This window comes from Aquirufa esocilacus (genome assembly GCF_042715595.1).
GTDB lineage: Bacteria > Bacteroidota > Bacteroidia > Cytophagales > Spirosomataceae > Aquirufa > Aquirufa esocilacus.
In genome coordinates this window covers 422,653-448,365 of sequence record NZ_JBBKXX010000003.1, presented here as the reverse complement: position 1 = coordinate 448,365, position 25,713 = coordinate 422,653, and the positions used below count along the sequence as shown (strand labels likewise).

The 25,713-nt window shown below is 42.1% G+C and carries 16 protein-coding genes; 13 read left to right on the top strand and 3 right to left on the bottom strand.

Annotated elements, in window-relative coordinates; translation table 11 throughout:
- The first annotated feature begins 2 nt into the window (after positions 1-2).
- Together SKC37_RS10555 and SKC37_RS10550 are read left to right on the top strand one after the other, a co-directional pair.
- Positions 3-1,103, top strand: a complete 1,101-nt coding sequence (locus SKC37_RS10555; RefSeq protein WP_377981441.1) for a homoserine O-acetyltransferase family protein — start codon at positions 3-5, stop codon at positions 1,101-1,103.
- The gene (locus SKC37_RS10550; RefSeq protein ID WP_377981440.1) at positions 1,087-1,872 is read left to right on the top strand and encodes an SDR family oxidoreductase; all 786 of its coding nucleotides are present in this window, start codon (positions 1,087-1,089) and stop codon (positions 1,870-1,872) included. The genes SKC37_RS10555 and SKC37_RS10550 overlap by 17 nt, the downstream gene beginning before the upstream one ends.
- Here SKC37_RS10550 and SKC37_RS10545 read toward each other — a convergent pair.
- Positions 1,859-3,115, bottom strand: coding sequence for a nucleoside permease (locus tag SKC37_RS10545; RefSeq protein ID WP_377981439.1), 1,257 nt, complete (start codon positions 3,113-3,115; stop codon positions 1,859-1,861). The two genes, SKC37_RS10550 and SKC37_RS10545, sit on opposite strands and share 14 nt — an antisense overlap.
- A 291-nt stretch (positions 3,116-3,406) precedes the next feature.
- Here SKC37_RS10545 and SKC37_RS10540 point away from each other — a divergent pair, with 291 nt between their 5' ends.
- Positions 3,407-3,871: a DUF3592 domain-containing protein gene (locus tag SKC37_RS10540; RefSeq protein ID WP_377981438.1), complete on the top strand. Its 465-nt coding sequence runs from the start codon at positions 3,407-3,409 to the stop codon at positions 3,869-3,871.
- 47 nt (positions 3,872-3,918) lie between these two features.
- A complete protein-coding gene (locus SKC37_RS10535; RefSeq protein ID WP_377981437.1) occupies positions 3,919-4,746 on the top strand; it encodes an inositol oxygenase family protein in 828 nt (275 codons plus the stop codon).
- A gap of 288 nt (positions 4,747-5,034) precedes the next feature.
- Here SKC37_RS10535 and SKC37_RS10530 read toward each other — a convergent pair whose 3' ends face one another.
- Both SKC37_RS10530 and SKC37_RS10525 read right to left on the bottom strand, forming a co-directional pair.
- Positions 5,035-5,550, bottom strand: a complete 516-nt coding sequence (locus SKC37_RS10530; RefSeq protein ID WP_377981436.1) for a nuclear transport factor 2 family protein — start codon at positions 5,548-5,550, stop codon at positions 5,035-5,037.
- 10 nt (positions 5,551-5,560) lie between these two features.
- On the bottom strand, positions 5,561-6,736 hold the full coding sequence (locus SKC37_RS10525) for a serine hydrolase domain-containing protein (RefSeq protein ID WP_377981435.1): 1,176 nt from the start codon (positions 6,734-6,736) through the stop codon (positions 5,561-5,563).
- 116 nt (positions 6,737-6,852) lie between these two features.
- Here SKC37_RS10525 and yidD point away from each other — a divergent pair, with 116 nt between their 5' ends.
- The 9 genes from yidD to SKC37_RS10480 all read left to right on the top strand — a co-directional run bounded on the left by yidD (position 6,853) and on the right by SKC37_RS10480 (position 25,705).
- Positions 6,853-7,077: a membrane protein insertion efficiency factor YidD gene (gene yidD, locus SKC37_RS10520; protein ID WP_377981434.1), complete on the top strand. Its 225-nt coding sequence runs from the start codon at positions 6,853-6,855 to the stop codon at positions 7,075-7,077.
- Positions 7,078-7,570: 493 nt separating this feature from the next.
- Complete coding sequence (locus SKC37_RS10515; protein WP_377981433.1) at positions 7,571-10,567, top strand: SusC/RagA family TonB-linked outer membrane protein; 2,997 nt, start codon at positions 7,571-7,573, stop codon at positions 10,565-10,567.
- A gap of 54 nt (positions 10,568-10,621) precedes the next feature.
- Entirely contained in the window at positions 10,622-12,091 is a 1,470-nt protein-coding gene (locus SKC37_RS10510; protein ID WP_377981432.1) for a RagB/SusD family nutrient uptake outer membrane protein, read from the top strand.
- Between the two features lie 116 nt (positions 12,092-12,207).
- Complete coding sequence (locus SKC37_RS10505) at positions 12,208-15,507, top strand: VCBS repeat-containing protein (RefSeq protein WP_377981431.1); 3,300 nt, start codon at positions 12,208-12,210, stop codon at positions 15,505-15,507.
- 4 nt (positions 15,508-15,511) lie between these two features.
- Positions 15,512-18,805, top strand: a complete 3,294-nt coding sequence (locus SKC37_RS10500) for a VCBS repeat-containing protein (protein WP_377981430.1) — start codon at positions 15,512-15,514, stop codon at positions 18,803-18,805.
- A 1-nt stretch (position 18,806) separates the two neighbouring features.
- Positions 18,807-20,282 (top strand): FG-GAP repeat domain-containing protein, encoded by a 1,476-nt coding sequence (locus SKC37_RS10495; RefSeq protein WP_377981429.1) that lies wholly within the window; start codon positions 18,807-18,809, stop codon positions 20,280-20,282.
- Positions 20,279-22,792 (top strand): TonB-dependent receptor, encoded by a 2,514-nt coding sequence (locus SKC37_RS10490; protein WP_377981428.1) that lies wholly within the window; start codon positions 20,279-20,281, stop codon positions 22,790-22,792. Before SKC37_RS10495 ends, SKC37_RS10490 begins: the two co-directional genes overlap by 4 nt.
- Positions 22,792-23,853, top strand: a complete 1,062-nt coding sequence (locus SKC37_RS10485) for a DUF4249 domain-containing protein (protein WP_377981427.1) — start codon at positions 22,792-22,794, stop codon at positions 23,851-23,853. The genes SKC37_RS10490 and SKC37_RS10485 overlap by 1 nt, the downstream gene beginning before the upstream one ends.
- A gap of 64 nt (positions 23,854-23,917) precedes the next feature.
- Positions 23,918-25,705, top strand: a complete 1,788-nt coding sequence (locus tag SKC37_RS10480) for an acyl-CoA dehydrogenase (protein ID WP_377981426.1) — start codon at positions 23,918-23,920, stop codon at positions 25,703-25,705.
- Positions 25,706-25,713 lie beyond the last annotated feature (8 nt).

Sequence of the window (25,713 nt, the reverse complement as noted above, 5' to 3'; positions counted from 1 at the left end):
ACATGCAAGCTGAGTTTCATCATTTTCATTCCGCGTCCCCATTTGCCCTAGAATTAGGGGGAGAGTTGCCTGCGTTAGATTTAGCGTACCAAACTTGGGGGAAACTCAACGCAAAAAAAGACAATGTAGTCTGGATTTGCCACGCCTTTACGGGAAGTCACGATGTGGCGGAATGGTGGCAAGGCCTCGTAGGCCCTGGTAAGCTGTTTAATCCAGAGAATAACTTAATCGTCTGTGTCAATATTTTGGGTTCCCATTATGGTTCGTCTGGTCCTTTAACAGTAGATCCGCGAACAGGAAAGCCTTATTTTCACTCGTTTCCAGATATTACGATTCGCGATGTGGTTTCGAGTTTCGAAATTCTACGCAAAGAATTAAAGATCAATCGCATCAAAACCTGCATAGGAGGCTCCTTAGGTGGTCAGCAGGCAGTAGAATGGGCGATTGTGAATCCAGAATTGATTGAAAACTTAATATTAGTGGCCACCAATGCAGTGCATTCACCGTGGGGTATCGCCTTTAATGAGTCCCAACGAATGGCCATCGAAGTAGACCCATCTTGGAAGGAATCTCAGCCAAAAGCCGGTTTAGAAGGGATGAAGGCCGCTCGTGCGACCGCCTTGATTTCCTACCGTAATTACGAAACTTACCAGATCACTCAGGCTAGAAAGGAAAATTCCTATGGATCATCTTTGCGTGCCGTTTCTTATCAACGCTACCAAGGCGAGAAATTAGCTCAGCGCTTCAATGCTTATTCTTATTTTCAGTTATCGAAAATGATGGATTCGCAGGATGTGGGCAGAAATCGGGGTGGCGCCATTGCTGCTTTAAAACTAATTCAATCCAAAACACTCGTGATTGGGATTAAATCCGATGCTTTGTTCCCGATAGTAGAACAAGAATTCTTAGCTAAGCATATTCCCGGTGCTTCTTTCCACGTCATCGACTCCTTATACGGACACGATGGATTCTTAATTGAAAGTGGATTGATGACCAAAGCCGTTCGATTATGGCAGAAATTACAACGCCTTGAAGTGAATCCGATGGCTGATTTCTTCCAAGCCTTAGAAGCAAAACTCGCATCCCATGAAATTTCACAATAAAGTTGTTTGGATTACGGGGGCTTCCTCTGGAATCGGCGAAGCCTTAGCCTACGCTTTTGCGGCGGAGGGCGCGCTATTAGTGTTATCTGCGCGTAGAGAAGAGGAATTACAGCGGGTGGCCAAAGCTTGTGGCAATGCCTACGTGCTCCCTTTCGATATGCTCTCGTTATCAGAACATGCGGATCGCGTGCAGGATGTCATTCAAACCTACGGTCGCATTGATTATTTGGTTTTGAATGCAGGCGTTTCCCAGCGTTCTTTTGTGAAAGACACGGAATTCGACGTGTATCGCCGCCTTTTTGAGGTGAATTTCTTCTCGATTGTCTCTTTGACGCAGGCTGTTTTGCCTGTCTTTACTGCTCAAAAATCGGGCGTTTTCGTTCCGATTGCGTCGGTCGCTGGACGGATTTCTACGCCGCGTAGAGCCGCTTATGGTGCGACAAAGCACGCGTTGATCGGCTTCTTTGACTCAGTTCGCGCGGAGGTTTTCAATGATGGCATTCGCGTGACCACGATTTTGCCGGGTTACATCAAAACGAATATTTCCTTGCACGCTATGAACGAGAAAGGGGAGGCCTATGGAAAGATGGATCCGAATCAGGCCAAAGGCCTAGATCCCAACATTACTGCACAGAAAATCTTGCAAGCAGTACTAGCAGAGAAAAATGAATTCTTTGTAGGAGGTTTCCTCGAGGGCTTTGGCCTATTCGTGAAGCGTTTCTTTCCCTCAATTATGCCCTTTATGTTACGGAAAATTAAGAATACGTAGGTTTTGCTTTGTTTTCATGAAAGAAGAAAATGAACAACAGTAAAACGACCCCTGCGATTCCAGCGGGAACCAGCCAAAATGTTTCCCAATCTTTTACTCCTTTTACTGTATAGTAATCGAGTATAATGCCAGAGAGTTTCGACCCAATGCCCATGCCGATTCCATAGGTGGCAAACGTGATTAAACCTTGTGCGGAATTCTTGATTTTTTCCCCTGCTTTTTGGTCCGTATAAATCTGTCCCGTCACAAAGAAGAAATCGTAGCAAACACCATGTAGAATAATTCCTATATATAGAATCCACTCACTTGGGTTGCCAATATACTGGACCCACTCACTTGACACAGAAACGTTTGTAATCCATTCTTTCCAGATACCATCCCCGTATCCAAAGCAAATAAACCGAATAATCCAGGCTACCAGACCAATCACAAGCATCTTTTTTACTCCTAACCGCATAAAAGCCACCGGAATTAAAAGCATGAATACGACCTCAGAGACTTGTCCAAAAGACATTTTGTTCTCTACATTAGTCATGTGGGAATCAGTTAGCGATGGATTCGCTAATGCATAATAGAATGATAAAGGAATGCAGATCAAAATGGAAGAAATAAAGAAGATTAAGAACGAGCGATCTTTAAATAATTTAAGTGCATCTAAGCCTAAAATCTGCGCAACCGATCCATTTTTGTCCCCTTTCGGAGGTGTATTCGGCAAGGTGAACGAGTAGATTCCAAGTAGGAATGAAGTGTACATTGCAATTTCAAATATGGCAACTTTATCTCCTAAGGCATAATACCCAATAATATTGGTCACCACAATCCAGGCAATAGTTCCAGTTACCCGGATACTAGGGAACTCCTTTTCCGGATTGGACATTTGGTTCATTGCAATCGAATTTGATAAGGCTAAATTGGGCGCAAAGCAGAGTGTATAGGCCAAAATATACCAGAAAAAGGTTTCTGGGTTTCTTTCTAAACTGAGGAAATACAGGATGACTCCTCCCAATATATTTAATACTCCCATCACTTTTTGAGCGGAGAAATATCGGTCAGCGATCAAACCAATAAAGAACGGTGCAAAGATAGAGGCGATGGCTAAGGTAGTGTAAGCATTTCCTACCTGATCACCCGTTGCATGTAATTTATTAAATAGGTATTTACTCATCTGGCCGTACCAAGCGCCCCATCCGAAGAACATCAGGAACATCATCGACATGAGTTGGAATTTTACGCTACTTTTCATCTTTTCAAGGTTTAGGGAGACCAAAAATACAAATTTGTGTGATATTTAAAATTTTCTGAAAATATATTTTTGGGCTGTTTTATCGGTTTTTGCATACTCATTTTAGTGAATTCTTCATTTTTTTTTCAAGATGAGTCTGTTTTTGCATCGAGTTTTTTCAATTAGAGCAAAAATCTCATTTTATCCCCTTAAAACACAACTTGCTTACCAGCGGCAGCGAGGTGCTAATAATTTGATAATCAGTATTATTTGTCGTTTTTTTGGGTGTTGGATTTAATTCAGCGCTCCATTATGCTCGGAATCTTATTAATATCAGCTCGGCCAACTGGCGAATTTCACGGATCGATGCCCTTGTTCTTGGGCGCGTTTACTGTGATATCATTGGCTTTGATTGGTTTTGGGATTGTCCTTTTCAAAAAGCGTAAAGAGTGGGTACACAATTCGAAGATGACCTACGGTAAAATCGTTGAAATTTCGAAACGTTATTCCCGCGATGACCACAGTGGTCGTTTCCCTATATATTTCCCTATCGTATCTTATTATGTAAATGGATTGGAATTTAGACGCGAAGCGGATAAAGGTTTGGCCAAAAACTGCGAAATAGGCCAGGAAATACCCGTTCGTTATTTGTCAGAGAATCCTTACGAAGCCTCTTTAGCGGAAAACACCGTTCCCGGCTTAAATCCATCGATCTTCTTTGCGATGGGCCTCTTGATGCTAGCTAGCGCTATCGTTCTATTGGTTCTGAAGTCCTAATTTCATTTTTCGAAGCCTTTTTGTAAATTAGTCCAAAATCTAGGACTATGGAATCCCCCGTAAAAGAAAAAGAGCAGTTCAGAAATTACGATCAAGGTGATATCACCGCAGCCGTAAAAGAACATTACCGCAAAATGCGTTCTCGCCAGACATACGAATATGTTCAGCGTATGAAAGCCAAATACCTGACTTTCGAACGTCCCATGGACCTTTGGGAAATGATGGAGCGCCTAAACGTTCTCATTGATGTATCCGATCCTGATTTAAATCTACCTAACATTATTCACTTATTGCAATCTGCTGAGGGTATGCGGGCGCACAATCGTCCTGATTGGATGCAATTAGTCGGCTTAATCCATGATTTAGGTAAGGCTATGTACTTATTCGGATCTGATGAAGATGGGACCTCACAAGCCGAACAATGGGGTTTAGTAGGGGATGTGTTCGTCGTAGGTTGCAAACTGCCAGACTCCTGTGTCTATCCGGAGTTCAATACCTTGAATCCGGACATGCAAGATCCTCGTTATAATACCGAATTAGGCATTTATGAAGCAGGTTGTGGTCTAGACAATCTCCATCTTGCCTGGGGACATGATGAATATTTATTCCAAGTATTAACTAATCACAAAGACAATACCATACCTGAGGCCGGTATGGCAATGATTCGCTACCATTCATTCTACCCTTGGCATTCAGGCGGAAGCTACAAAGCTTTGTTGAACGATAAAGACACGCAATACCTCGAGTGGATTCGTGATTTCAATCAGTATGATTTGTATACCAAATCCCCGGTCATTCCTGTGTATGAGGAATTAAAGGAATATTATAAGCCGATTGCGGAGAAGTATCTTGGTAAAGGTCCGATATTCTGGTAAATAAAAGACCCGAAGTCTCCTTGTTCCTGGCGTCATAAAAACTAAAATGCCCCGTAGAAAATGGCGCAAGCACCTATTTTCCGCGGGGTATTTTAGTTTTATTCTCTTTCAGAGATAAATGGTGGTATGGGGCCAAAAATCGAACCCCGCTTTCCAGAGATAAAGCTTACAGGGCTTCCGAAAATAGTTGCTTGCAACATTTTAAGAACCAAACTTTAGAGATTATTTGTAGTATTGGGGCCAAAAATATTTATGCAATAACCTTTTTGGCCCCAATACTACAAATGATCACCATCCATCATCCGCCTTTGGCTTCGCCACCGCTTTCTTAACCGGGGCTGGAGCTGCCTTTCCGCCGCTTGCTTTCCCTGCTACATTAGCGCTACTTAAATTTTCATCTAATCCTACACGGGAGAATACGCGGCAGACAATTTTCCAGTCGCCGTTCACTTTAATTAAGCTCAACAAGTCGATGTATTTAAAGTCTGGAAATTTGAATTCAACAGTTGCTATGGCTGAAGTTCCTGCATAAGAGTAAGAAATGAGACTTCCAGGAGCTTTAGCGCCACCTGCAGGCATGCCAGCAATGAATTTACGAAGTGGTTTATCAATAATCTTTCCAGATGTTGCATCTAGATTTCTTAATAAAGCATTGCTTAAAAATGCGCGATTTATACTGGCAGAATCACCTTTTGTAAAGCCCTCTGTATAGGCATTGATGGTAGATTTGATCGCGTCATCTTCTGATTGTGCGAAAGTGCTTGTTGCGATTAAGCAAAGGATGGCAATAAAAGCTTTTTTCATGATTGATTGTTTAGTTTCCTCCCGAATTAGATGACGGTGGAATGGTTTCTCCTTTGATGAATAATTTACTTTTTTCAGGATATAAAATGGATTGAACAATGTTAATCCTAGATAATGATTGGTTTGCGTTGTTTCCCAAAATGATAATGGCTGAATTATCTTTTGGATTGTGAAGGTAATAATTTTTAAATCCATGCCACCAGCCGGTATGGTAGGTAAGCCATTCTCCATTTTCTAGTTGTTTCATTCTCCAGCCTAAGCCATAATTGGTCGTTAAAACCTTAGGTTTCGTATGCTGAGGAGTGAAAGCTTGTTCAAGAGAACTTAGTTTGACCACTTTTTCGTTGTTTAACGCTTGATCCCATAAAAACATATCTTCCACAGTAGAATAAATTCCTTTATCCCCTGTAACACCGTCCAAATGATCAAAATTAGCGACAACACTTCCACCACCTTTGGGTACATACCCCGTCGCGGCTTTTTTTAACCATTCAGGATGCTGTGGGTCATAGACAAAAGATTCAGTCATGCCGGCTGGAATAAAAATGTTTTCTTTTACGTAGCTTCTGAAATCCTTACCACTTAAACGTTCCACGATGTAAGCGAGTAACATGTAGTTTGTGTTATTGTAATGAAACTCACGATTTGGCCTATAGTCAATGCCTGGCTTAATCTCATTCATCATTTGCACTACTTTGGCATTTGTCAAAGGCGCCTTTTTGTCATAATATTTGTCCAATGCAAACGTATAATCAGGGAGTCCTGATTTGTGAGTTAGTAAGCTTCGTACCGTGATGCTTGAATCGTACGGAAAACCAGGAATATGTTGTTCTACCCGATCCTCTAAAGAAAGTTTGCCTTTTTCGACGAGTTGTAGAATTGATACGGCCGTAAATTGTTTAGAAACAGAGGCTAGCTGAAAAGTGGTTCTGGTGCTCAACTGATCATTCGTAAACTTATTAGCCACCCCAAAGGCTTGCTTGTAGATAACCTTTCCATACTGCGCCACCAGCACCGTGCCATTGAAGCCTGTATTCTTTTGTAATGACTTGAAAAAAGTATCTAATTTGATGGCTTTTTGTTGCGCAATTTGTGGGTCAAATAGGCTGGCTAAGCTATCATTTCTTCTTTCGATGGAACTTTTATTAGAGAAAAAATGACCTGGAATGTTGTTGCAGGAGGCCATGCAAAAAAGCAATGCTAAAATTCCAAGAGCTAAAGACCTGCGATTCATGTCGTAATCTAAATTGATTTGATTAATTTTAGAGCAATTTAATCAGAATTGGCTTTATTTCAAACTCGATGATTCAACGGATTTTTGTTTTCATTTTTCTGTTTTTGATACGTATCTACCAGGGGATGATTTCCCCTTTTTTACCTAATTCTTGTCGCTACACGCCCACTTGCTCCACCTATGCAAAAGAGGCACTTCAAAAGCACGGTTTATGGGAGGGATTGCGGTTAACTCTCCTGCGAATTTCGAGCTGCCATCCCTGGGGTGGTAGTGGCCATGATCCGGTTCCTTGATGGAATAGCAACAGTGTAGCACTGTTTTAATTGTACTATTCTAATTTTATCCTAAATTATTTTTGGCATTAGATTACCGAAAAAAAAGTGATTTTTTTTTCATAAATTTTTCTATTGAAAAAATACAATCGAATGCGAGCTGTTTTGGAGGTTTTGGCCTAAAATTGCCTTTCAAATAGGGGCTCTGTTTATAATTAGCTAACAATTAGATTATTTTCAGATCCTGTCCTACACTGTGCTAGCTTTCAACAAAATCTAGATTAAGTACAATTTGTGATACTGAAGTCACTGTTTCATTATCTATTTTCATTTTTTTATTCAATTTATTCTTACTTTTTTTGTGTCGGTTTTGAAATTAGTCATACTGTGTAAACGATTACATGGGCATTTCGAAAGGCTTTGGCCAGCAGAATCTCAGTCTTCAATATATAATAGGAATAAGAACAAAGCCGACAAGAATCATTAATCATTTTTAACCCTTAATTTTTCACTTATGATTCATTCTTACAAAAGAGTGGGTCGCCTTGTGCGATCAGGTGTTAGTAACCTAGGCTTCAAGCAAGCTTTTAGTGTTGCTGTAGCACTAGTAATTTCCTTGGGTGCTTTCGCCCAAGATGTGGTTTCAGGGAAAGTAACTGACTCAAAAGACGGTTCAGCTATTCCTGGTGTTTCTGTTACAGTAAAAGGTACTACTAAAGGTGCTCAAACTGACATTAACGGTACTTACAAAGTAAATGCAGGAAGTGGTAGCACTTTGGTATTCTCTTTTGTAGGTTATACAAAAAAAGAAGTGAAAGCTACAGGTTCTGTAGTTAACGTTTCTTTAGCTGCTGACAATCAATCTTTAGAAGAAGTTGTGGTAGTAGGTTACGGTACTCAAAAGAGAAAAGAGATTTCAGGAACTGTAACAAGTTTAGGATCTCGTGATTTCAATGCGGGTGTGGTAACTAACCCATTAGCTGCTGCTCAAGGTAAAGTAGCTGGTTTAGTAATTACTCAGTCTTCAGGTGATCCTAACGCTCGTCCAACTGTCCGTTTACGTGGTACAGGTTCATTGAACGCAGGTTCTGAGCCATTATACGTAATTGACGGTGTGATTGGTGCTCCTATTGAGAACGTTGCTCCAGAAGATATCTTATCTATGGACGTGTTACGTGATGCATCTTCTGCAGCTATCTACGGTTCTCGTGGTGCGAACGGTGTTATCTTGATCAACACAAAACGTGGTAAGTCAGGTGCTCCTACAGTTGATTATTCAGCTTATGTAGGTGCTGAGTCTATCTCTCAACGTCCTGAGTTATTAAATGCTGCTGAATTCCGCGCTGCTGCTGCGAAATACAAGCAATCATTTGACGATAATGGTGCTAACACTGATTGGTTAGACGTAATTACACGTACTGCGGTTTCTCAAAACCACAACGTAGGTGTTTCTGGCGGTTCTGAAAACTTATCATACCGTGCTTCAGTAGGTTATTTAGACCAAACTGGTACGTTGATCGGTTCAGGTAAAGATCGTTTAACAGGTCGTTTGAACTTAGATGCAAAAGCATTAGACGGTAAATTGATGATGAAATTCAACATGTCAGCAATGCAAACTAACGGTACATTCTCGGATAACCGTGCAGTAGGTTTTGCTATGAACATGCGTCCAACTGATCCAGTGTATGCTGCTAACGGAAACTACTTCCAATTACCAGGTACATTCGCGAACTTTAACCCATTAGCGGCTTTAGAGAAGAAATCTAACACACAACGTTTACAAGATTTCTTATTCAACGCTTCTGCTGCTTATACTATCTTAGATGGTTTAGTATTTAACGTTTCAGGTACATTACGTACTCAAAACGCGAACAACTCTTATTTCGCTTCAACTACTCCAGGTAACTTATTGTCTACTGTAGGTGGTAACTCTGCTTCTCGTTCATTGAACTCAGTAACGGATAAGCAATTAGAAGCTACTTTGAACTGGACTAAGAAATTATCTGATGTGTCTACTTTGACTTTATTAGGAGGTTATACTTACCAAGATGTAGTTAACGACGGTTTCGGTGCTTCTAACAACAATTTCTTAACAGATGCGTTTGGTGCTGATAACATTGGTTCTGGTTTAGGTATTCGTACGAATCCTTCTTTATTGTATTCTTACAAAAACGAATACAAATTGGTTTCTTTCTTAGCTCGTGCACAATACTCGTTAATGAACAAGTATTTCGCTACTGTTAACATGCGTCGTGATGGTTCGACTAAATTCGGTGATAACAACAAGTGGGGTTTATTCCCATCCGTTTCAGTGGGTTGGTCATTATCTGAAGAGGCATTCTTAAAAGGAAATACAACAATCGACAACTTGAAGCTTCGTGTTTCTTGGGGTAGAACGGGTAACTCGGAAGGTATTCGTCCATTGTTATCTAAATCATTCTACGGTCCATCAGGTTCATACTATGATGGTTCAGCTGATGACTTCTTGCCTGCATACGCTATCCAATCTAACCCGAACCCTAACTTGAAGTGGGAGGTTAACGAAAACTACGGTGCTGGTATTGACTTCTCTATCTTGAAAGGTAAATTAACTGGATCATTAGACTGGTATACTCGTCAAACGAATGATTTATTATACACAGTTAACGCTCCACAAGAAAAAGGATATGTATATCCAACGATCTTAGCGAACATTGGTTCGATGCAAAACCGTGGTATTGAAGTTTCGGCTACTTACCAATGGTTAGATACGCAAGATTGGTCTATTAGCTCTACATTCGCTGGTTCATTCAACCAAAACGAATTGATCTCATTGAAAAATGATGAGTTCGCTGCTGCTGACCAAGTATTCTTGTCAACTTCTTTAGGTAGCTACATCCGTGGTACTTCTGCAGTAAACTTCTCTGTATTACAAGCTGGTCAACCAGTAGGTGTATTCTACGGAGCTAAGATTGCTAAAATCGAAAACGGTAAATATGTATTCCAAGACCTTAACGGTGATGGTACTGTAGATCCTAACGCAAAAGATCGTACTTACTTAGGAAATCCTAATCCTACTTTCGTAGGTGGTTTAACTACTAACGTACGTTACAAAGCATTCGATTTACAATTCCAATTCACAGGAAATGCTGGTGCTAAGATTGTTAACACGAACAACTTATTGTTAGGTCGTCAAGATGGTCGTTTAGCTGAATCTAACGCATTGAAATCTGCTGCAACTTCTATCATCAATGATGAGCGTACAATCCCTATGGACTACTACGTAGAATCAGGAGATCACATCCGTTTAAACAACGCTTCTTTAGGCTATACTTTACCAGTTAAAGGCGTATTCAAAAGAGCTCGTATTTATGTAGCTGGTAACAACTTATTGTTGTTCACTAATTACACTGGTGTTGATCCAGAAGTTAGCCAAAACCTAGCTATTGGTTCAGCTGCTCCAGGTATCGATGTTCGTGAGACATATTATAAAACTCGTGCATTTACTGCGGGTATTAACTTGTCTTTCTAAACATAATAGCCACACTATTAGTTATATAACTTAATTAATAAAATAATTAAAAAAATGAAAAAATATATCTATAAAGTACTTTCAGTAGGTGTTTTCGCTTCGTTAGCCCTATCGTCTTGTACAGATTTAACTGAGCCAGTTTACGATTCGATCCCAGCAGATCAATTCTTGAAAACTGATGCTCAAATTGCTGCGGCATTAGGACCTGCTTATGGTGGTCTTCGTGGTATCACATGGGATTGGTTCAATCCAAGTGAGGCATCTTCGGATGAGTTGATCGTTCCTACACGTGGTGGTGACTGGTATGATGGTGGTGATTGGTTGGCGTATTCTCGTCACACATGGACTCCACAACACGGTCCTATCAACGGAATGTGGGGATTCATCTTTGGTAACATCTCTCAGGTGAACCAATTGATCCCAGTAGTTGCTTCTAACCAAAAAGCGGTAGATGAGTTACGTGCAGTACGTGCAATCTATTACTTCATGGCTGTGGATGCATTCGGTAATGTACCTATCGTAACAGATAACAAATCTTCTGCTGCGACTAAGACGCGTGCTGAGGTTTATGCATTCATCGTTTCAGAATTGACTTCTGCTATTCCTAACTTACCTGCAGGTAAAGCTTACTCTCGTATGACTCAAGATGCTGCTAAAGCATTGTTAGCGAAAGTATACTTGAACGCAGGTGTGTATAGCGGTACTACACAATGGCAAAAAGCATATGATACAGCTGATCAAGTAATTAAATCTTCGAACAACTGGTCATTAGCTTCTTCTACGTTGTCTAACTTTATTGTTCAAAACCAAGGTTCTAACGAGAATATCTTCGCGATCCCTTTTGATTCATTCAAAGCGGGTGGTATGAACTTCCAAATGAGAACGTTACACTATGCTAACCAACAAACGTATGGTTTAGGTAACTCTCCTTGGAACGGTTTCTGTACTTTAGCTGATTTCTACAACTCATTTGAGTCAAATGACTTACGTGGTGCTATGTGGATCAAAGGACAGCAATATGCTGCTTCTGGAGCTAAGTTGAAAGATGCAAAAGGAGCTGATTTAGCATTCGTTGCGGATTGGGATAAAGATCAAATGACTGATGCAGATGCAGTTTACCAAGTAGCTGGTATCCGTTCTCAGAAATATGAGATCCAAAAGAACAACCCGAACGGTGATCAATCAAATGACTACGTATTCTTACGTTTAGCTGACGTTATCTTAATGCGTGCTGAAGCTGCTTTCCGTTTAGGAAAAACGGCTGAAGCTTTAGCTGATGTTAACACTATTCGTACACGTTCTGGTGTTGCTGCTTTAACGACTATCACTGAAGCTGATATCTTAGCTGAGCGTGGTCGTGAATTAGCATGGGAAGGATGGAGACGTAACGACTTAATTCGTTTCAACAAGTTCTCTACAGCTCGCAAGTTTATGACAGTTACTGACAAGACTCGTGAATTGTTCCCAATTCCACAACCTCGTCGTGATGCTAACCCATTATTGACTCAAAACCCAGGATATTAATATCTAGGATTTTAATAGAAAGGCAGGACCATTTGGTTCTGCCTTTTTGTTTTATAGGGGTTTTATATACCCCTCGTATTTTGTATTTTTGTAGCGCAAAAATTCGATCATTAAGAATGAAAAATTATTCCTTATTCTTCCTAATTTCTCTTTGTTTTTTCTCTTGTTCTCAAAAGGAGGACACTCTTTTTGAAGAGTTACCTGCAGAACAAACCGGTATCGATTTTGTGAACCGTAGTTTGGAGAAAAAAGAGTTCAATATCTTTAATTACCGCAATTTTTATAATGGTGGAGGCGTGGCGATAGGAGACGTGAATAACGATGGTTTATCGGATCTTTTTGTGACTTCTAATTTCGAAGACAACAAATTGTATTTGAACAAGGGGGCGATGAAGTTTGAGGATATTACGGTGAAGTCAGGGATTGTGGGGAAGAAGTTTTGGTCCACGGGTGTCACGTTTGCAGATGTGAATGGAGATGGTCTAATGGACATTTATGTGTGTAATTCAGGTTCACGTGATCAGCGTGGGAATCAATTATACATTAATCAAGGAATCAAGGGTGGTGTGCCTACGTATAAAGATCAAGCTAAAGAAGCTGGGCTTGAAGACGGAGGATTTTCGACGCACGCAGCTTTCTTCGATTACGATCGTGATGGCGATTTAGATATGTATTTGTTGAACAATAGTTTTACCCCGATTGATAAATTAGGGTATACGAATTTGCGGGAGGAGCGAGATAAATTAGGGGGTGACAAGTTGTTTAGAAATGATAGCAAGGATGGAAAGGAACTTCATTTTACCGATGTGTCGGAGACGGCAGGTATTTATGGAAGTTTAATTGGTTTTGGTTTAGGAATTACGATAGGCGATGTCAATAATGACAACTGGCCTGATATTTATATTTCAAATGACTTTTATGAGCGTGATTATTTGTATATCAACCAAAAGAACGGCACGTTTAAGGAGGATTTAGAGAATGAGATGCCGCATATTTCGTTGAGCTCGATGGGCGCAGACATGGCGGATTTAAACGACGATGGCTATATGGATATCTTCGTGACGGATATGTTGCCGGGTGATGATCGCCGGTTAAAAACGACGTCGGTTTTTGAGGGCTATAACTTAGTGGAGTTGAAGAAGAAACGTGGGTTTTGGAATCAATACATGCGCAATAACTTGCAGCTAAATAATGGCGATGGGACTTTCTCAGAAGTGGGTCAATTAGCCGGTGTGCACGCGACGGATTGGAGCTGGGGCGCCTTGATTTTTGATATGGACAATGATGGGAAGAAAGATATTTTCGTGGCGAATGGGATTGCCAAAGACTTAACCGACCAAGATTTCGTAGATTTTTTAGGGGATCGCAACACGATGCAGCAAATGCTGGACGGGAAGAAATTTGACTACAAAGAGTTTACAGACAAAATTTCCTCGGTGCCTATTCCGAATTACGCCTATAAAAACGAGGGTGATTTAAAATTCTCGAACCAGGTAAAATCATGGGGATTAGAAGGTCCAGGATTCTCGAACGGTTCTGCCTATGGTGACTTAGACAATGATGGCGATTTAGACTTAGTCGTGAATAATGTGAACGCGCCATTATCTGTTTACAAGAACAAGACGAATGAGAAGTTAAAGAACCATTATTTGACTGTACACTTGAAAGGAGCGGATCGCAACCTAAACGGTATCGGAGCGCGCGTAACGGTGTACCAGAAAGGTGGATTCAAAGTATTGCAACAAATGCCGAACCGTGGTTTTCAATCGTCGAGTGACCACCAAATGGTCTTTGGCTTAGGGACAAATGGATCGATTGATTCGGTACAGGTTTTATGGACGAACGATAAGATCGAAACGATCAAAACGGTGAAATCGGATCAGATCATTACCCTTAAGCAGGAGAATGCGAAAGAGATCTTCCATTTCTTTGAGGCGAAACAAACACCGATTTTTGCGGATGTGACGTCTGGTTTATTAGATTATCTACACGTGGAAAGTATGTTCAATGACTACGATCGCGATGTGTTATTGAAGCAAAAGTATTCTACGCAAGGACCAGCTTTAGCGGTGGGTGATGTGAACGGAGATGGTTTGGAGGATATTTACCTAGGTGGAGCCGCTGGTCAAATCAAGCAATTATTTATCCAAAAAGCTGGAGGTAAATTCGTCAATTCTCCACAAGCTGATTTCAGCTTAGATCAAACTACAGAGAACACGGATGCCATCTTCTTTGATGCGGATAAAGATGGTGACTTGGATTTATTTGTTGTGACGGGAAGTAATGAGTTCGCGGAGAATGCACCGGAATTACACGACTTATTGTATTTGAATGACGGCAAAGGAAACTTGAAGCGTGATATTAGATTCCCGATGATTTACGAAAACGGGTCGAGCGTTTCGGCGGCGGATTACGATAAGGATGGTGACATCGATTTATTTGTGGGAACACGCATGGTCAATGCGAAGTATGGCCAAAGCGCCCAAAGTAATCTGTTCATTAACGATGGAACAGGTGGATTTAAGAACCAGTCGAAGCGCTATATGCCACAAGTGACAGACTTAGGAATGGTGACGGATTCAGAATGGTCTGATATGGATGGCGATGGCTATGTAGATCTTTTGTTGACTCAAGATTGGGGTCCGGTAGTTGTGTTTAAGAATGAAAGAGGTAGAAAATTAACCAAGCAAGAACCAGTAGCTGGTTCGGAAGGATTATGGTCTTGTATCAAGCCGGCAGACATTGATGGCGATGGTGATATGGATTTCGTTCTGGGGAACTTTGGCCTAAATTCTAAGATTAAAGCATCTGCGGAAAAACCTGCTTTCCTGCATGTAGGAGACTTTGATAAGAATGGTGTAGTAGAACAAATCATCTCTTGCGTAACAGAGGATGGAAATACCTATCCGATGGTCTTGAAAGGAGAGATGCAGCGTGCGCTTCCTATGATCAAGAAAAAGTTCATCAAGTACAAGGATTACGCTAATAAGACGGTGGATGAATTGTTCAGTGATGAGCAACGTGAGGGGGGTACTGTTCGCCAAATCACGACAACGCAATCGTCCTTTATGATCAACGATGGGAAAGGCAATTTCAGCTTGCAAGCACTTCCTTACCAGGCTCAATTCTCTCCTATTAGAGGAATTCAAACGGCAGATTTTAATAAGGATGGAAACCTAGATATTTTATTAGCCGGTAATTTCTTTGATTCACTTCCAGAATGGGGGCGATTTGATGCGAATTATGGACTTCTATTAGAAGGACAAGGAAAAGGGAAGTTCGCTGTGAAATTATCCAAGCAAACAGGATTTAAAACCCTCGGTCAAGTACGTAATATGGCGCTCGTAAAAGGAGGAAAGTCGACGTATGTAGTATTGGCCAAAAATGATGACAAAGCCCAAGTATTTAAATTTTAAAACAATGCGTACCAATTATTTTTCTATTCTTTTTCTTTCTATTCTTCTTTTTGCCTGTAATTCAGGTGATGATGTAGTGCTATTTGAAAAATTAGATGCAGAAAAAACGCACATCGATTTTTCAAATAATATCACCGAAACGAAGGATTTCAATATCCTAGATTATCTCTATTTCTACAATGGTGGTGGCGTTTCTGCCGGGGATATTAATAATGACGGATTAGTGGATTTGTTTTTCGTGTCCAATCAAGGAAAAAACAAATTATACCTGAACAAGGGAGATATGCAATTTGAAGACATCTCAGTGAAGGCAGGAATCGAAGGATTCTCTGACTGGAAAACAGGGGTGACGATGGCCGACGTAAACGCAGATGGCTTCTTGGACATCTACATTTGCGCGGTAGGAAATTACAAAGGTTTAGAAGGTTCGAACGAGTTATACATCAACAACGGTGACAATACGTTTACAGAGAAATCGAATGAATTCGGTTTAGACTTTACGGGATTTTCAACACAAGCCGCCTTTTTTGATTATGATAAAGATGGCGATTTAGATTGCTACTTATTGAATCACGCCGTGCATAATACGCGTTCGTATGATCGCGTAAATACGCGTTCACTGAAAGATAACGAGGCTGGGGATTATTTATACCGAAATGATGGAGGCAAATTTGTGGATGTCTCGAAAGAATCTGGCATCTATCAGGCGGCGATGGGTTATGGTCTAGGAATCTCTGTGGCAGATATTAACAACGATGGTTGGTTAGATATCTACGTGAGTAATGACTTCCACGAGGATGATTATTACTATATCAATCAAAAGGACGGTACTTACAAAGAAGGTATTCGCGATCACTTCAAGCACTTGAGTCGCTTCTCGATGGGTTCAGATGTGGCGGATATTAATAACGATGGCTTTCAAGATGTGATGACCTTGGATATGTATCCGGATGACGAGAAAGTGGAGAAATCGTCTGTTGGAGAGGATCCTTTGGACATCTACATGTACAAATTGCAGTTCGGTTATTTCAATCAATATAGCCGTAACTGTCTTCAGTTAAATATGGGAGGCCAAAAATTCTCTGACATCGCTGCCTCTTCCGGAGTGGCCGCGACAGACTGGAGCTGGTCGACGTTGATGAACGATTACGATGGCGATGGCATTAAAGATATCTTCATCTCAAACGGTATTTTACGCCGCCCGAATGACTTGGATTATTTGAAATTCGTCATCGGCGATTCGTTACATTATGGCTTACCTACGTCCGAGAAGTTGGATCAAGAAGCGATTGATTTGATGCCGGATGGTCGTGTACATAATTACATTTTCAAAGGCGCGAAGGATTTACGCTTCGTAGATAAATCTTTGAAATGGGGCTTTGAGGACAAAGGCGTTTCGAACGGATCGACGTATGCGGATTTAGACAATGATGGCGATTTGGATTTAGTAACAAACAACTTGAATGAAAAGGCGAGTGTCTACCAAAACAACAGCCGCCAATTATTGAAGCATAATTTCGTGAAGGTTAAATTCAAAGGAGATGGCGGAAATACGTTTGGTGTAGGGGCGAAGGTCATCTTGAAAACGAAAGACGGTCAGCAATTGCAGCAGATGATGCCTACGCGTGGGTTTATGAGTTCAGTAGAGCCTACGTTGTTATTTGGTATTGGTGATTTGCAGCAGGTGGATGAGATGCTCGTGATTTGGGAGAATGAAAAAATGCAGATCGTTAAGAATCCGAAGATCAATACGACCTTAACGATAGAGCAAAAGAATGCGAACGTAAACGTGAAGGATTACGTGTTCTCTGCGCCGGTGAAGCCTCTTTTTGCAGAAGTGACAGAAGGAATAAATGTTCCGTATCAGCACCAGGAGAATGTCTATTTCGATTTCAACCGCGAGCTATTAATTCCATTCAAGGTATCGATCGAGGGACCCAAAATCGCGGTGGGTGATGTGAATGGCGATGGTTTGGAAGACGTGTACCTGAGTGGTGCGAAATACCAGGCAGGTCAATTATTGCTTCAGAAAGGTGCCGGCTTTGTGGTATCTAATCAGCCGGTATTTAAAGCAGATTCCTTGTATGAAGATGTGGATGCGTTATTCTTTGATGCGGATGGCGATAAAGATTTGGATTTATACGTGGTAACAGGTGGGAATGAATTCTTTGACAAAATGCCGGAGCAATTCGATCGATTATACACGAACGATGGCAAAGGGAATTTCACCCGCGCGATGAATGCCTTGCCTCCGATGTATGATAATAAATCAGTGGTTCGTCCTTGCGATATCGACCGCGATGGAGATATGGATTTATTCGTAGGTGGCCGTGTCGTAGGTTATTCGTATGGTGCTTCTCCGCGTTCGTATTTATTAGTGAATGACGGCAAGGGACACTTTGCTGACAAGACCGAGGCCTTAGCTCCAGAATTGCGGGAAGCAGGTATGTTGACAGAAGCGATTTGGGCTGATATAGATAAGGATGGAGATCAAGATTTAACTGTGGTGGGCGATTGGATGCCGATTAAGACCTTTGAAAACAACAAGGGTAAATTCAAATTAATAGAGAACGGCCTGGAAGAGAAAACGGGATTCTGGTCGGGTATTACAGCAGCGGATTTTGACAAAGATGGCGATCTAGACTTCATCGTAGGAAATCTGGGAACGAATACGAAGTTGCGCAAGGAACTAGATGGCCAATTGCGGATGCTGATTAAGGACATTGATAAGAATGATACGAAGGAGCACATCATTGCGTATAACCGCGGAAATGATTGGTTCCCAATTAACAGTAAGGATGAAATGGGGAAACAGATTCCTAGTATCATTAATAAGAAATACACGGCGTACCATATGTTCGCGGGTAAGACGGTGGAAGAGATTTTTGGCGATAAAGAATTAGATGGGGCGGAGGAAAAGCGCGTGAATACGTTTGAATCTGTGTATTTGGAAAACCAAGGCAACAAGACGTTCAAAATGGTACCACTTCCTCCATTAGCCCAGGTGTCTAAGATCATGGTTATGCGGACGGAAGATGTGGACAAAGATGGAAACCTCGACGTGATCGTAGGGGGTAACTTTAATGGAGCTTCGATGTACCAGGCTCGTTATGATGCGTTCTTTGGCCTGATTCTAAAAGGAAATGGCAAAGGCGGATTCAAACCGCTTATCCCAACAGACACAGGATTGATGCTCGAAGGCGACATTCGCGACATAAAGCAGGTGAAGACTACCGCAGGAATTTTGTACCTAGTGGCTCGTAATAACGATAAACTTCAGGTGTTTAAGAAATTATAAGATGCGTAAACTGCTGGCAATCGCCCTCTTCTCGGTACTGGCCTATGGCTTGCCCAGCTGCTCAAACAAAGCAGCGGAGGGAAAAGAGCTGGCCAAAACCTATTGCGCCTCTTGCCATCTACTTCCAGATCCCGCGAGTTTGCCTAAAAATGTATGGCAATACAGCACTTTACCCTATATGGGCATCATGATGGGCGTGGACAAAGAGATTGGGATGTTAGAGAAACCGCTTTCGGATTACACGATTTTAGGTCCAGGTTCCCAAATGATTCCAGATGAGGATTGGGAAAAGATCAAAGCCTATTATTTAGAGGAGGCGCCCAAGACCTTGGAAATGCCGGCTTATATTCCTTTGCCTACGCAGACCCTATTCGAAGCAGAACCCATCGTAGCCACCTTACCTGGAACAACTCTTCCTAATATGACAGCCGTCAGAATCGATGCACGTCGTCATCAAATCACGGCGGGAGATCAGTCGAATCGCGTGATATGGAAATGGGACGCTGCGGGTAAATTACTCGAGACCAAGAAAGATCAAGATGCCTTAACGGATATTACCTTGTTAGGCTCCGAGACCTTGTATACGTTTATAGGTACCACGACACAGGCGAATCCAGACGTGAATGGATTCGTAAGTCAAGCTTCGACCGGTAAGAAATTATTGCAAGGATTGAATCGCCCGATTGGCTTGGTTTCTGCTAACTTGGATGGTGAGGCTGGCGATGAATTGATCACGTCTGAATTCGGATTTAAGGTGGGTGGGATGAGTGTTTGGAAGCTGGATAAAGGCACGTACAAAAAACAGGTATTGAATCCGCAAACCGGGGCGACGAAGACGATTGTTCGTGATTTTACGGGGGATGGTCGTCTCGATATTTTGGCGCAATTCGCGCAAGGTGATGAGCGTATCTTACTCTACGAGAATCTGGGAGGCTTGAAGTTCAAAGAAAAACAACTACTTCGTTTCCCCTCTATCTATGGATCCTCTTCGTTCGATGTCGTGGACATCGATGGAGATAAGGATTTGGATCTCATTTATACGGCAGGGGATAATGCCGATTTTACGACGGTTTTAAAGCCTTATCACGGGATGTATGTGTTTGAGAACACCGGTGGTTTTAATTTTAAGCAGAAAGCTTTCTTCTCTCAAAACGGCGCCACCAAAGTAATGCCCGGCGATTTCGACGGCGATGGGGATGCGGACTTGATATCGATTGCCTTGTTCCCGGATGTAGCGGCTAGACCGGGCGAGGGGGCGATGTATTTTGAGAATAAAAAAGGGACGTTTGTTCCAATGACTTTGCCGATTCAACATTTGGGTCGCTGGTCTGTGATGGACGTGGCGGATCTAGATGGAGACGGTGATTTAGATGTGGCGTTGGGTTCCCACGCAGTGGCTAAATTCCCACAAGGAGGATTTGATCCTCAATGGAAGCAGGCAAAAGGTCTGCTGATTTTACGAAATAAAACAAAATGAAACTAAGCCTAAGGGTAATCCTATTATTGCTACTCTGTGGCCCAATGACTTTTGCACAACGCAAAGGTTATGTCATATTTAGCGGAAAAATTGTCGATGTAGAGAACAAAGCGCCAATTGCCGGTGCTTCGGTCTTTTTCTCTGGTTCTTCTGCAGGGGGAACTACGGATTCATTAGGCGAATTTACGGTGACCATTGCAGCTAGATCCTATCAAGTCATTGCCAGAAGCCTAGGCTATAAGTTCAAAACTTTCCGTCTAGACCTTTCTAAAAATACCCAAACCACCATCGAATTAGAACGCTCCGAGCAATTATTAGGCGAGGTGGTGATCACTGCTGAAAAGGCGGATGCGAACGTGAATCGTGCAATGATGGGGGTGGAAAAGATGTCTTTCAAAACCTTGAAAAAATTACCTACTTTGATGGGTGAGGCCGATGTGATTCGCAGTATTTTATTACTCCCGGGCGTTTCTACGGTGGGTGAAGGTGCCTCAGGCTTCAATGTCCGTGGTGGTAATGTGGATCAAAATTTGGTCTTATTAGACGGTGTCCCCTTATTTAACACCTCCCATTTATTCGGATTCTTCACCGGTTTTAATGCCGATATGGTCCAGGATTTGAGCTTGTACAAAGGTGGTATTCCCTCCATGTACGGCGGTCGCGCATCATCCGTTTTAGATGTACGCGTAAAAGAAGGCGATTTCGAGAAGTGGTCAATGCAGGGTGGTGTGGGACCTATCTCCTCTCGTATTTTGGTGGACGGCCCTTTAGTGAAAGGAAAAACCTCCTTGATCGTGGGAGCCCGCGGTTCTGTTTCAGACTTTTATATGAAGTATTTCCCTAATCCGAGTCTGGCGAAAAGTAAGGCGGATTTCTATGATGTGAACTTTAAGTTGACGCATCGTTTTGGAAAGAACCAGCGCATTTCCTTGTCCGGTTATGCGAGTAACGATGGATTCAAATTTGCGCAAGACACCTTGTATTCGTGGAATACGAAGGCACTAAGCTTTAAACACAATGCCTTATTGAAGGGTGATTTGTCTCATAATTTTACGGCTTTCTATAGTGATTATACCTATGGAATTGAGGGCCAAAAAAGTGGTTTGGAATTCGTTTGGAAACCATCTATCATCCAAACTTCTATCAAAGAAGAATTGAGTAAGGACTTAGGTAAATATGGTCGACTAGATGCTGGTGCAGAGCTATCTGCCTTTACGAATGATGCGGGCAGTTTCTTGCCTAACTCGTCCTCTTCTAAGGTAGATAAATTCGCTATGTCTACCGAGCATACGCGGGAGATGGCTGCCTATTTAGGTCACAGTTTGCCGCTAGGCAAAAAGTTGAGTTTGGATTATGGTCTTCGCTATGCGTCCTATCAATTGTTAGGTCCAGGTGATTTCTACCAATATAAATTAGGCACTCCACGCGAAATCAACACCATTACGGATACCTTGAGAGCTTCCTCCAATGAGGTGGTCGCAACTTACGGTGGATTCGAACCACGCTTGTCTTTAGCTATCAAGTTAGATACGAGTTTCTCGATCAAAATTGGTTTCAACCGCATGCAGCAATTCCGCCACTTATTATCGAATACGATGGCCGTTTCGCCCTCTGATATTTGGAAGAATTCGAATCAACAAATTCCACCCCAAATCGCAGATCAATATTCCATCGGTTTCTTCAAGAACTTCACGAATGCTTCGAACGCCGTTTTCGAAACCTCCGCAGAATTCTATTACAAGAACTTAAACAATGTGGTGGATTATGTGGATGGAGCACAATTGTACTTAAACCCGACGGTGGAGACGCAATTATTAGTGGGTAAGGGTTTAGCGTATGGTGGAGAGTTCTTCTTGAAAAAGTCGCGCGGTAAGCGATTGACGGGTTGGATTTCGTACACCTATGCACGGACGTTTAGAACGATACAGGCGAATGAGAATCAGAAAGAAGCGAACTTTGGGATTCAATTTCCGGCGAACTTTGATACGCCGCACACCTTTAAATTTGTGTTGAATAATCGCTGGACAAACCGCATCTCTTTCAATGCGAACTTTACGTATACGACGGGTCGACCTATCACGTACCCGAATGGTCGCTACAAGATCTATTCGTTTAATGATCTGTATGATTATGCCGTGGCGACGGGGATATTCCCGCGTCCTGGTTTGGACCAAACCTCTTATACCTATAACGGAACGAAGTACACCTATTTAACCTCGAAAGAAATCAAAGAATTGCTCGACGGTTATTCCACTGCTTCGTTCACTTTGAGAAACGCGGAACGCATTCCCGATTATATCCGCTTAGATGTGGGGATAACAATTGATCCAAAACCAGGCAAGCGTTGGCAAGGCAGCTGGAACTTCTCAATCTATAATTTATTAGGTCGCCAAAACGCCTACTCCGTCTATTTCCGTTCTTCGACCGGCGAAATCAACCAAGCTAAAACTTTCCAATTGTCGGTTTTAGGCGCCGCGATTCCATCTATCACTTATAACTTCAAATTCTAATGAGACACTTACTGCTATTTTTCTGTGCCTTGTTTCTTTTGAGTTCTTGCGAGACAGAGATCGAGGATTTTAAAACCCAAAACGTTAGTTCAGCCATCGTGGTTTACGGCGAAATTTCAAACGTAGATGGCCCCTATAACGTGCGCTTGAATTATGTGAGCGCTTATTCACCTTATGATGCGACCCAATTTTCTGGCCAGCCCATCACGGATGCCAATGTGCGCCTAGTGGATGGTAATGGAAAGGAAACGGCTTATTACGAGAAGAGTAAAGGTTATTATTTAAGTCCAACTGGATTTAAGGGAGTGGTGGGTCAAAAGTATAAACTGCGCATTAAACTGCTGGATGGAAAAACAATCGAATCGAATTTCCAAACCATCAATGCCTCCCCAGAACTGGCTGAATTTTCGTATTCCTTTAAGGACGCGAATAAGGTAGAAGATATGCGCTTCCCACTGACGGCAAGCATCAAGGATCCCAAGGCGACGGAGGATTATTATTTCGTGAAGCGCCAAGACTTCCGCCAATTTTTATTAACCTGTCCGCAGCCACCCCCACCACCAGCACCCGTGCCAGCGTGTAATTGCAAATGTTGGCAAGCGCCGCAGAACACTCAACCCTATCTGTTGGATGATTTTCTGCTGAGTGGGAAGAATTTGTCTTTGGATTTAGGTCAGCTGCCTTACGAAGATTTCAATGATTGGGTAGTGCAATTAGATGTGTATTCCATCTCGAAAGAAGCGCATACGTATTGGAAGCGTTTGGAAGATCAACGCAAGTTAAGTGGAGGAATTTTTGATAAGGTGCCAGCACAAATTATTGGGAACTTGAAATGCACGAGCAACCCAACCCAAGAGGTTTTAGGTTATTTTATGGTAGGAGGTTTAACGCAGAAACGATTAACAGTGGATCGTTTTAATGGTATCCCTACGGAGGCGTATCAGAAACTTTTGTTTTACGTAGACTTCAATAATGTGCGCTATAAAGACATCCCACTTTGGAATTGCAAAGACGCCGCTTTCATCAAATATAACCTCGGATATTCCTTGCCTCCATTATAAATATAGTATGCTTGCATAATAGTTTTTTTCTCTGCAAATTTGTTACAACCTAAACGTTATAACCATGGCAAAAGAATACGACCGTCGCAACCTAGACTTTATTTTAAAAGAGGTTTTTGATACTGCTTCCCTGTGTAAATATCCTCGTTACGCGGATTATACACCCGATATGTTTGATATGGTATTAGATTCTGCTGATGCCATTGCCGAAAAATATTTACGCCCCATCTATGTAGATTCAGATCGCAAAGCGGCTGAATTAGTCGATGGCGTTGTGCACGTTCACCCCGGAATTGAGCCGTACATGAAGGAGATGGGGGAGTCTGGAATGATCGGTTGTACCTTTGATTTAGAACACGGTGGTCAGCAAGTTCCTTCCATGATCGGTGGAGCACACGAATTCATTCGCGGTGCTGCTCATAATTCAGCGGTGATGTTTACTGGATTATCCCATGGGGCAGCTCACTTAATCGCCTCTTTTGGTTCTAAAGAATTAGCGGACACCTACGTCCCTAACATGCTTTCTGGCAAGTGGGCAGGTACGATGTGCTTGACAGAGCCACAAGCGGGAAGTTCCTTGAACGATGCGTCTACGTCTGCTAAAGATTTAGGGGACGGAACGTATGCTATTAAGGGACAAAAAATATTCATTTCTGGAGGGGACAATCACTTCTCAGAAAATATCATTCACTTGGTTTTAGCTCGTTTAGAGGGCGCTCCAGCAGGTACGAAAGGGATTTCTCTTTTCGTAGTGCCTAAGAAGCGTATCGAAAACGGAACATTAGTGAATAACGAAGTGATCTCATTAGGTGTCTATCATAAGATGGGCCAAAAAGCCACACCGGCACTTCACCTCTCTTTTGGGGACAAAGGAAACTCGATCGGTTACCTAGTAGGTGAGCCGAATAGAGGATTGTCTTATATGTTCCAAATGATGAACGAAGCTCGTCTAGGTGTGGGAATGGGTGGAGCTTACATTGCTTCCGCTGCGTACCATGCTTCGAAGCAATATGCAGAAGAGCGCGCTCAGGGTCGTTTATTAACCAACAAAGACCCGAACACGCCACCTACCTTAATTAAAAACCACCCGGATGTACAGCGTATGTTGTATTTCCAAAAAGCGATTGTCGAAGGCTCCATGGGCTTATTGTTCCAATGCTTCATGTGGGATGATTTAGCGAAAAGCTTAGATGGGGAAGAGAAGAAAGAAGCTCAAATGATGCTAGACTTGATGACTACCGTAGCGAAAACTTATCCAGCAGAGATGGGAACGCAGGCGGTTAACCAAGGATTGCAAGTATTAGGAGGCTACGGATACACCGAAGATTTCCCTTTAGAGCAAATGGCCCGCGACGTGCGGATTATGTCGATCTATGAAGGAACAACCGGTATTCACGGCTTGACTTTATTAGGTCGTGGTATTCCAGTGAACAATGGAGCGGCTTTGCAGACCTTAGGAAAGTTAGTTTACGCAGACATTGCCGTGGCAAAAGGTCACGAAAACCTAAGCAAATATGCGGAGATGTTAGAGAAAGAACTGGAGAATTTGACTAAAGTGACGATGCATAAATTAGGTTTCGCGATGAAAGGCGAAATCGAAGTATTCTTAGCGGATTCGACTTTGTACATGGAGTTGTTCGGCTTGATTACCGTGGCTTGGCAATGGTTAAAGCAAGGTCATGTGGCAGCGGCTGCCTTAGCCAAAGGTGGCTTAAGCGCGGAAGACGAAGCTTTCTACAAGGATAAGATTCACACGATGAAATTCTTCTACCACTACGAGGTGCCTAAGGCTTTGGGTTTATCAAAGCGTTTGATGGATGAAGAAGTTTTGACTATTTTTGATCACAAATAAGAAGTATT

What these genes read in the sequence shown, in the direction of transcription:
- SKC37_RS10555 (WP_377981441.1), top strand. Translation starts at nt 3, where the DNA reads ATGCAAGCTGAGTTTCATCATTTTCATTCCGCGTCCCCATTTGCCCTA.
- SKC37_RS10550 (WP_377981440.1), top strand. Translation starts at nt 1,087, where the DNA reads ATGAAATTTCACAATAAAGTTGTTTGGATTACGGGGGCTTCCTCTGGA.
- SKC37_RS10545 (WP_377981439.1), bottom strand. Translation starts at nt 3,115, where the DNA reads ATGAAAAGTAGCGTAAAATTCCAACTCATGTCGATGATGTTCCTGATG.
- SKC37_RS10540 (WP_377981438.1), top strand. Translation starts at nt 3,407, where the DNA reads ATGCTCGGAATCTTATTAATATCAGCTCGGCCAACTGGCGAATTTCAC.
- SKC37_RS10535 (WP_377981437.1), top strand. Translation starts at nt 3,919, where the DNA reads ATGGAATCCCCCGTAAAAGAAAAAGAGCAGTTCAGAAATTACGATCAA.
- SKC37_RS10530 (WP_377981436.1), bottom strand. Translation starts at nt 5,550, where the DNA reads ATGAAAAAAGCTTTTATTGCCATCCTTTGCTTAATCGCAACAAGCACT.
- SKC37_RS10525 (WP_377981435.1), bottom strand. Translation starts at nt 6,736, where the DNA reads ATGGCCTCCTGCAACAACATTCCAGGTCATTTTTTCTCTAATAAAAGT.
- yidD (WP_377981434.1), top strand. Translation starts at nt 6,853, where the DNA reads ATGATTCAACGGATTTTTGTTTTCATTTTTCTGTTTTTGATACGTATC.
- SKC37_RS10515 (WP_377981433.1), top strand. Translation starts at nt 7,571, where the DNA reads ATGATTCATTCTTACAAAAGAGTGGGTCGCCTTGTGCGATCAGGTGTT.
- SKC37_RS10510 (WP_377981432.1), top strand. Translation starts at nt 10,622, where the DNA reads ATGAAAAAATATATCTATAAAGTACTTTCAGTAGGTGTTTTCGCTTCG.
- SKC37_RS10505 (WP_377981431.1), top strand. Translation starts at nt 12,208, where the DNA reads ATGAAAAATTATTCCTTATTCTTCCTAATTTCTCTTTGTTTTTTCTCT.
- SKC37_RS10500 (WP_377981430.1), top strand. Translation starts at nt 15,512, where the DNA reads ATGCGTACCAATTATTTTTCTATTCTTTTTCTTTCTATTCTTCTTTTT.
- SKC37_RS10495 (WP_377981429.1), top strand. Translation starts at nt 18,807, where the DNA reads ATGCGTAAACTGCTGGCAATCGCCCTCTTCTCGGTACTGGCCTATGGC.
- SKC37_RS10490 (WP_377981428.1), top strand. Translation starts at nt 20,279, where the DNA reads ATGAAACTAAGCCTAAGGGTAATCCTATTATTGCTACTCTGTGGCCCA.
- SKC37_RS10485 (WP_377981427.1), top strand. Translation starts at nt 22,792, where the DNA reads ATGAGACACTTACTGCTATTTTTCTGTGCCTTGTTTCTTTTGAGTTCT.
- SKC37_RS10480 (WP_377981426.1), top strand. Translation starts at nt 23,918, where the DNA reads ATGGCAAAAGAATACGACCGTCGCAACCTAGACTTTATTTTAAAAGAG.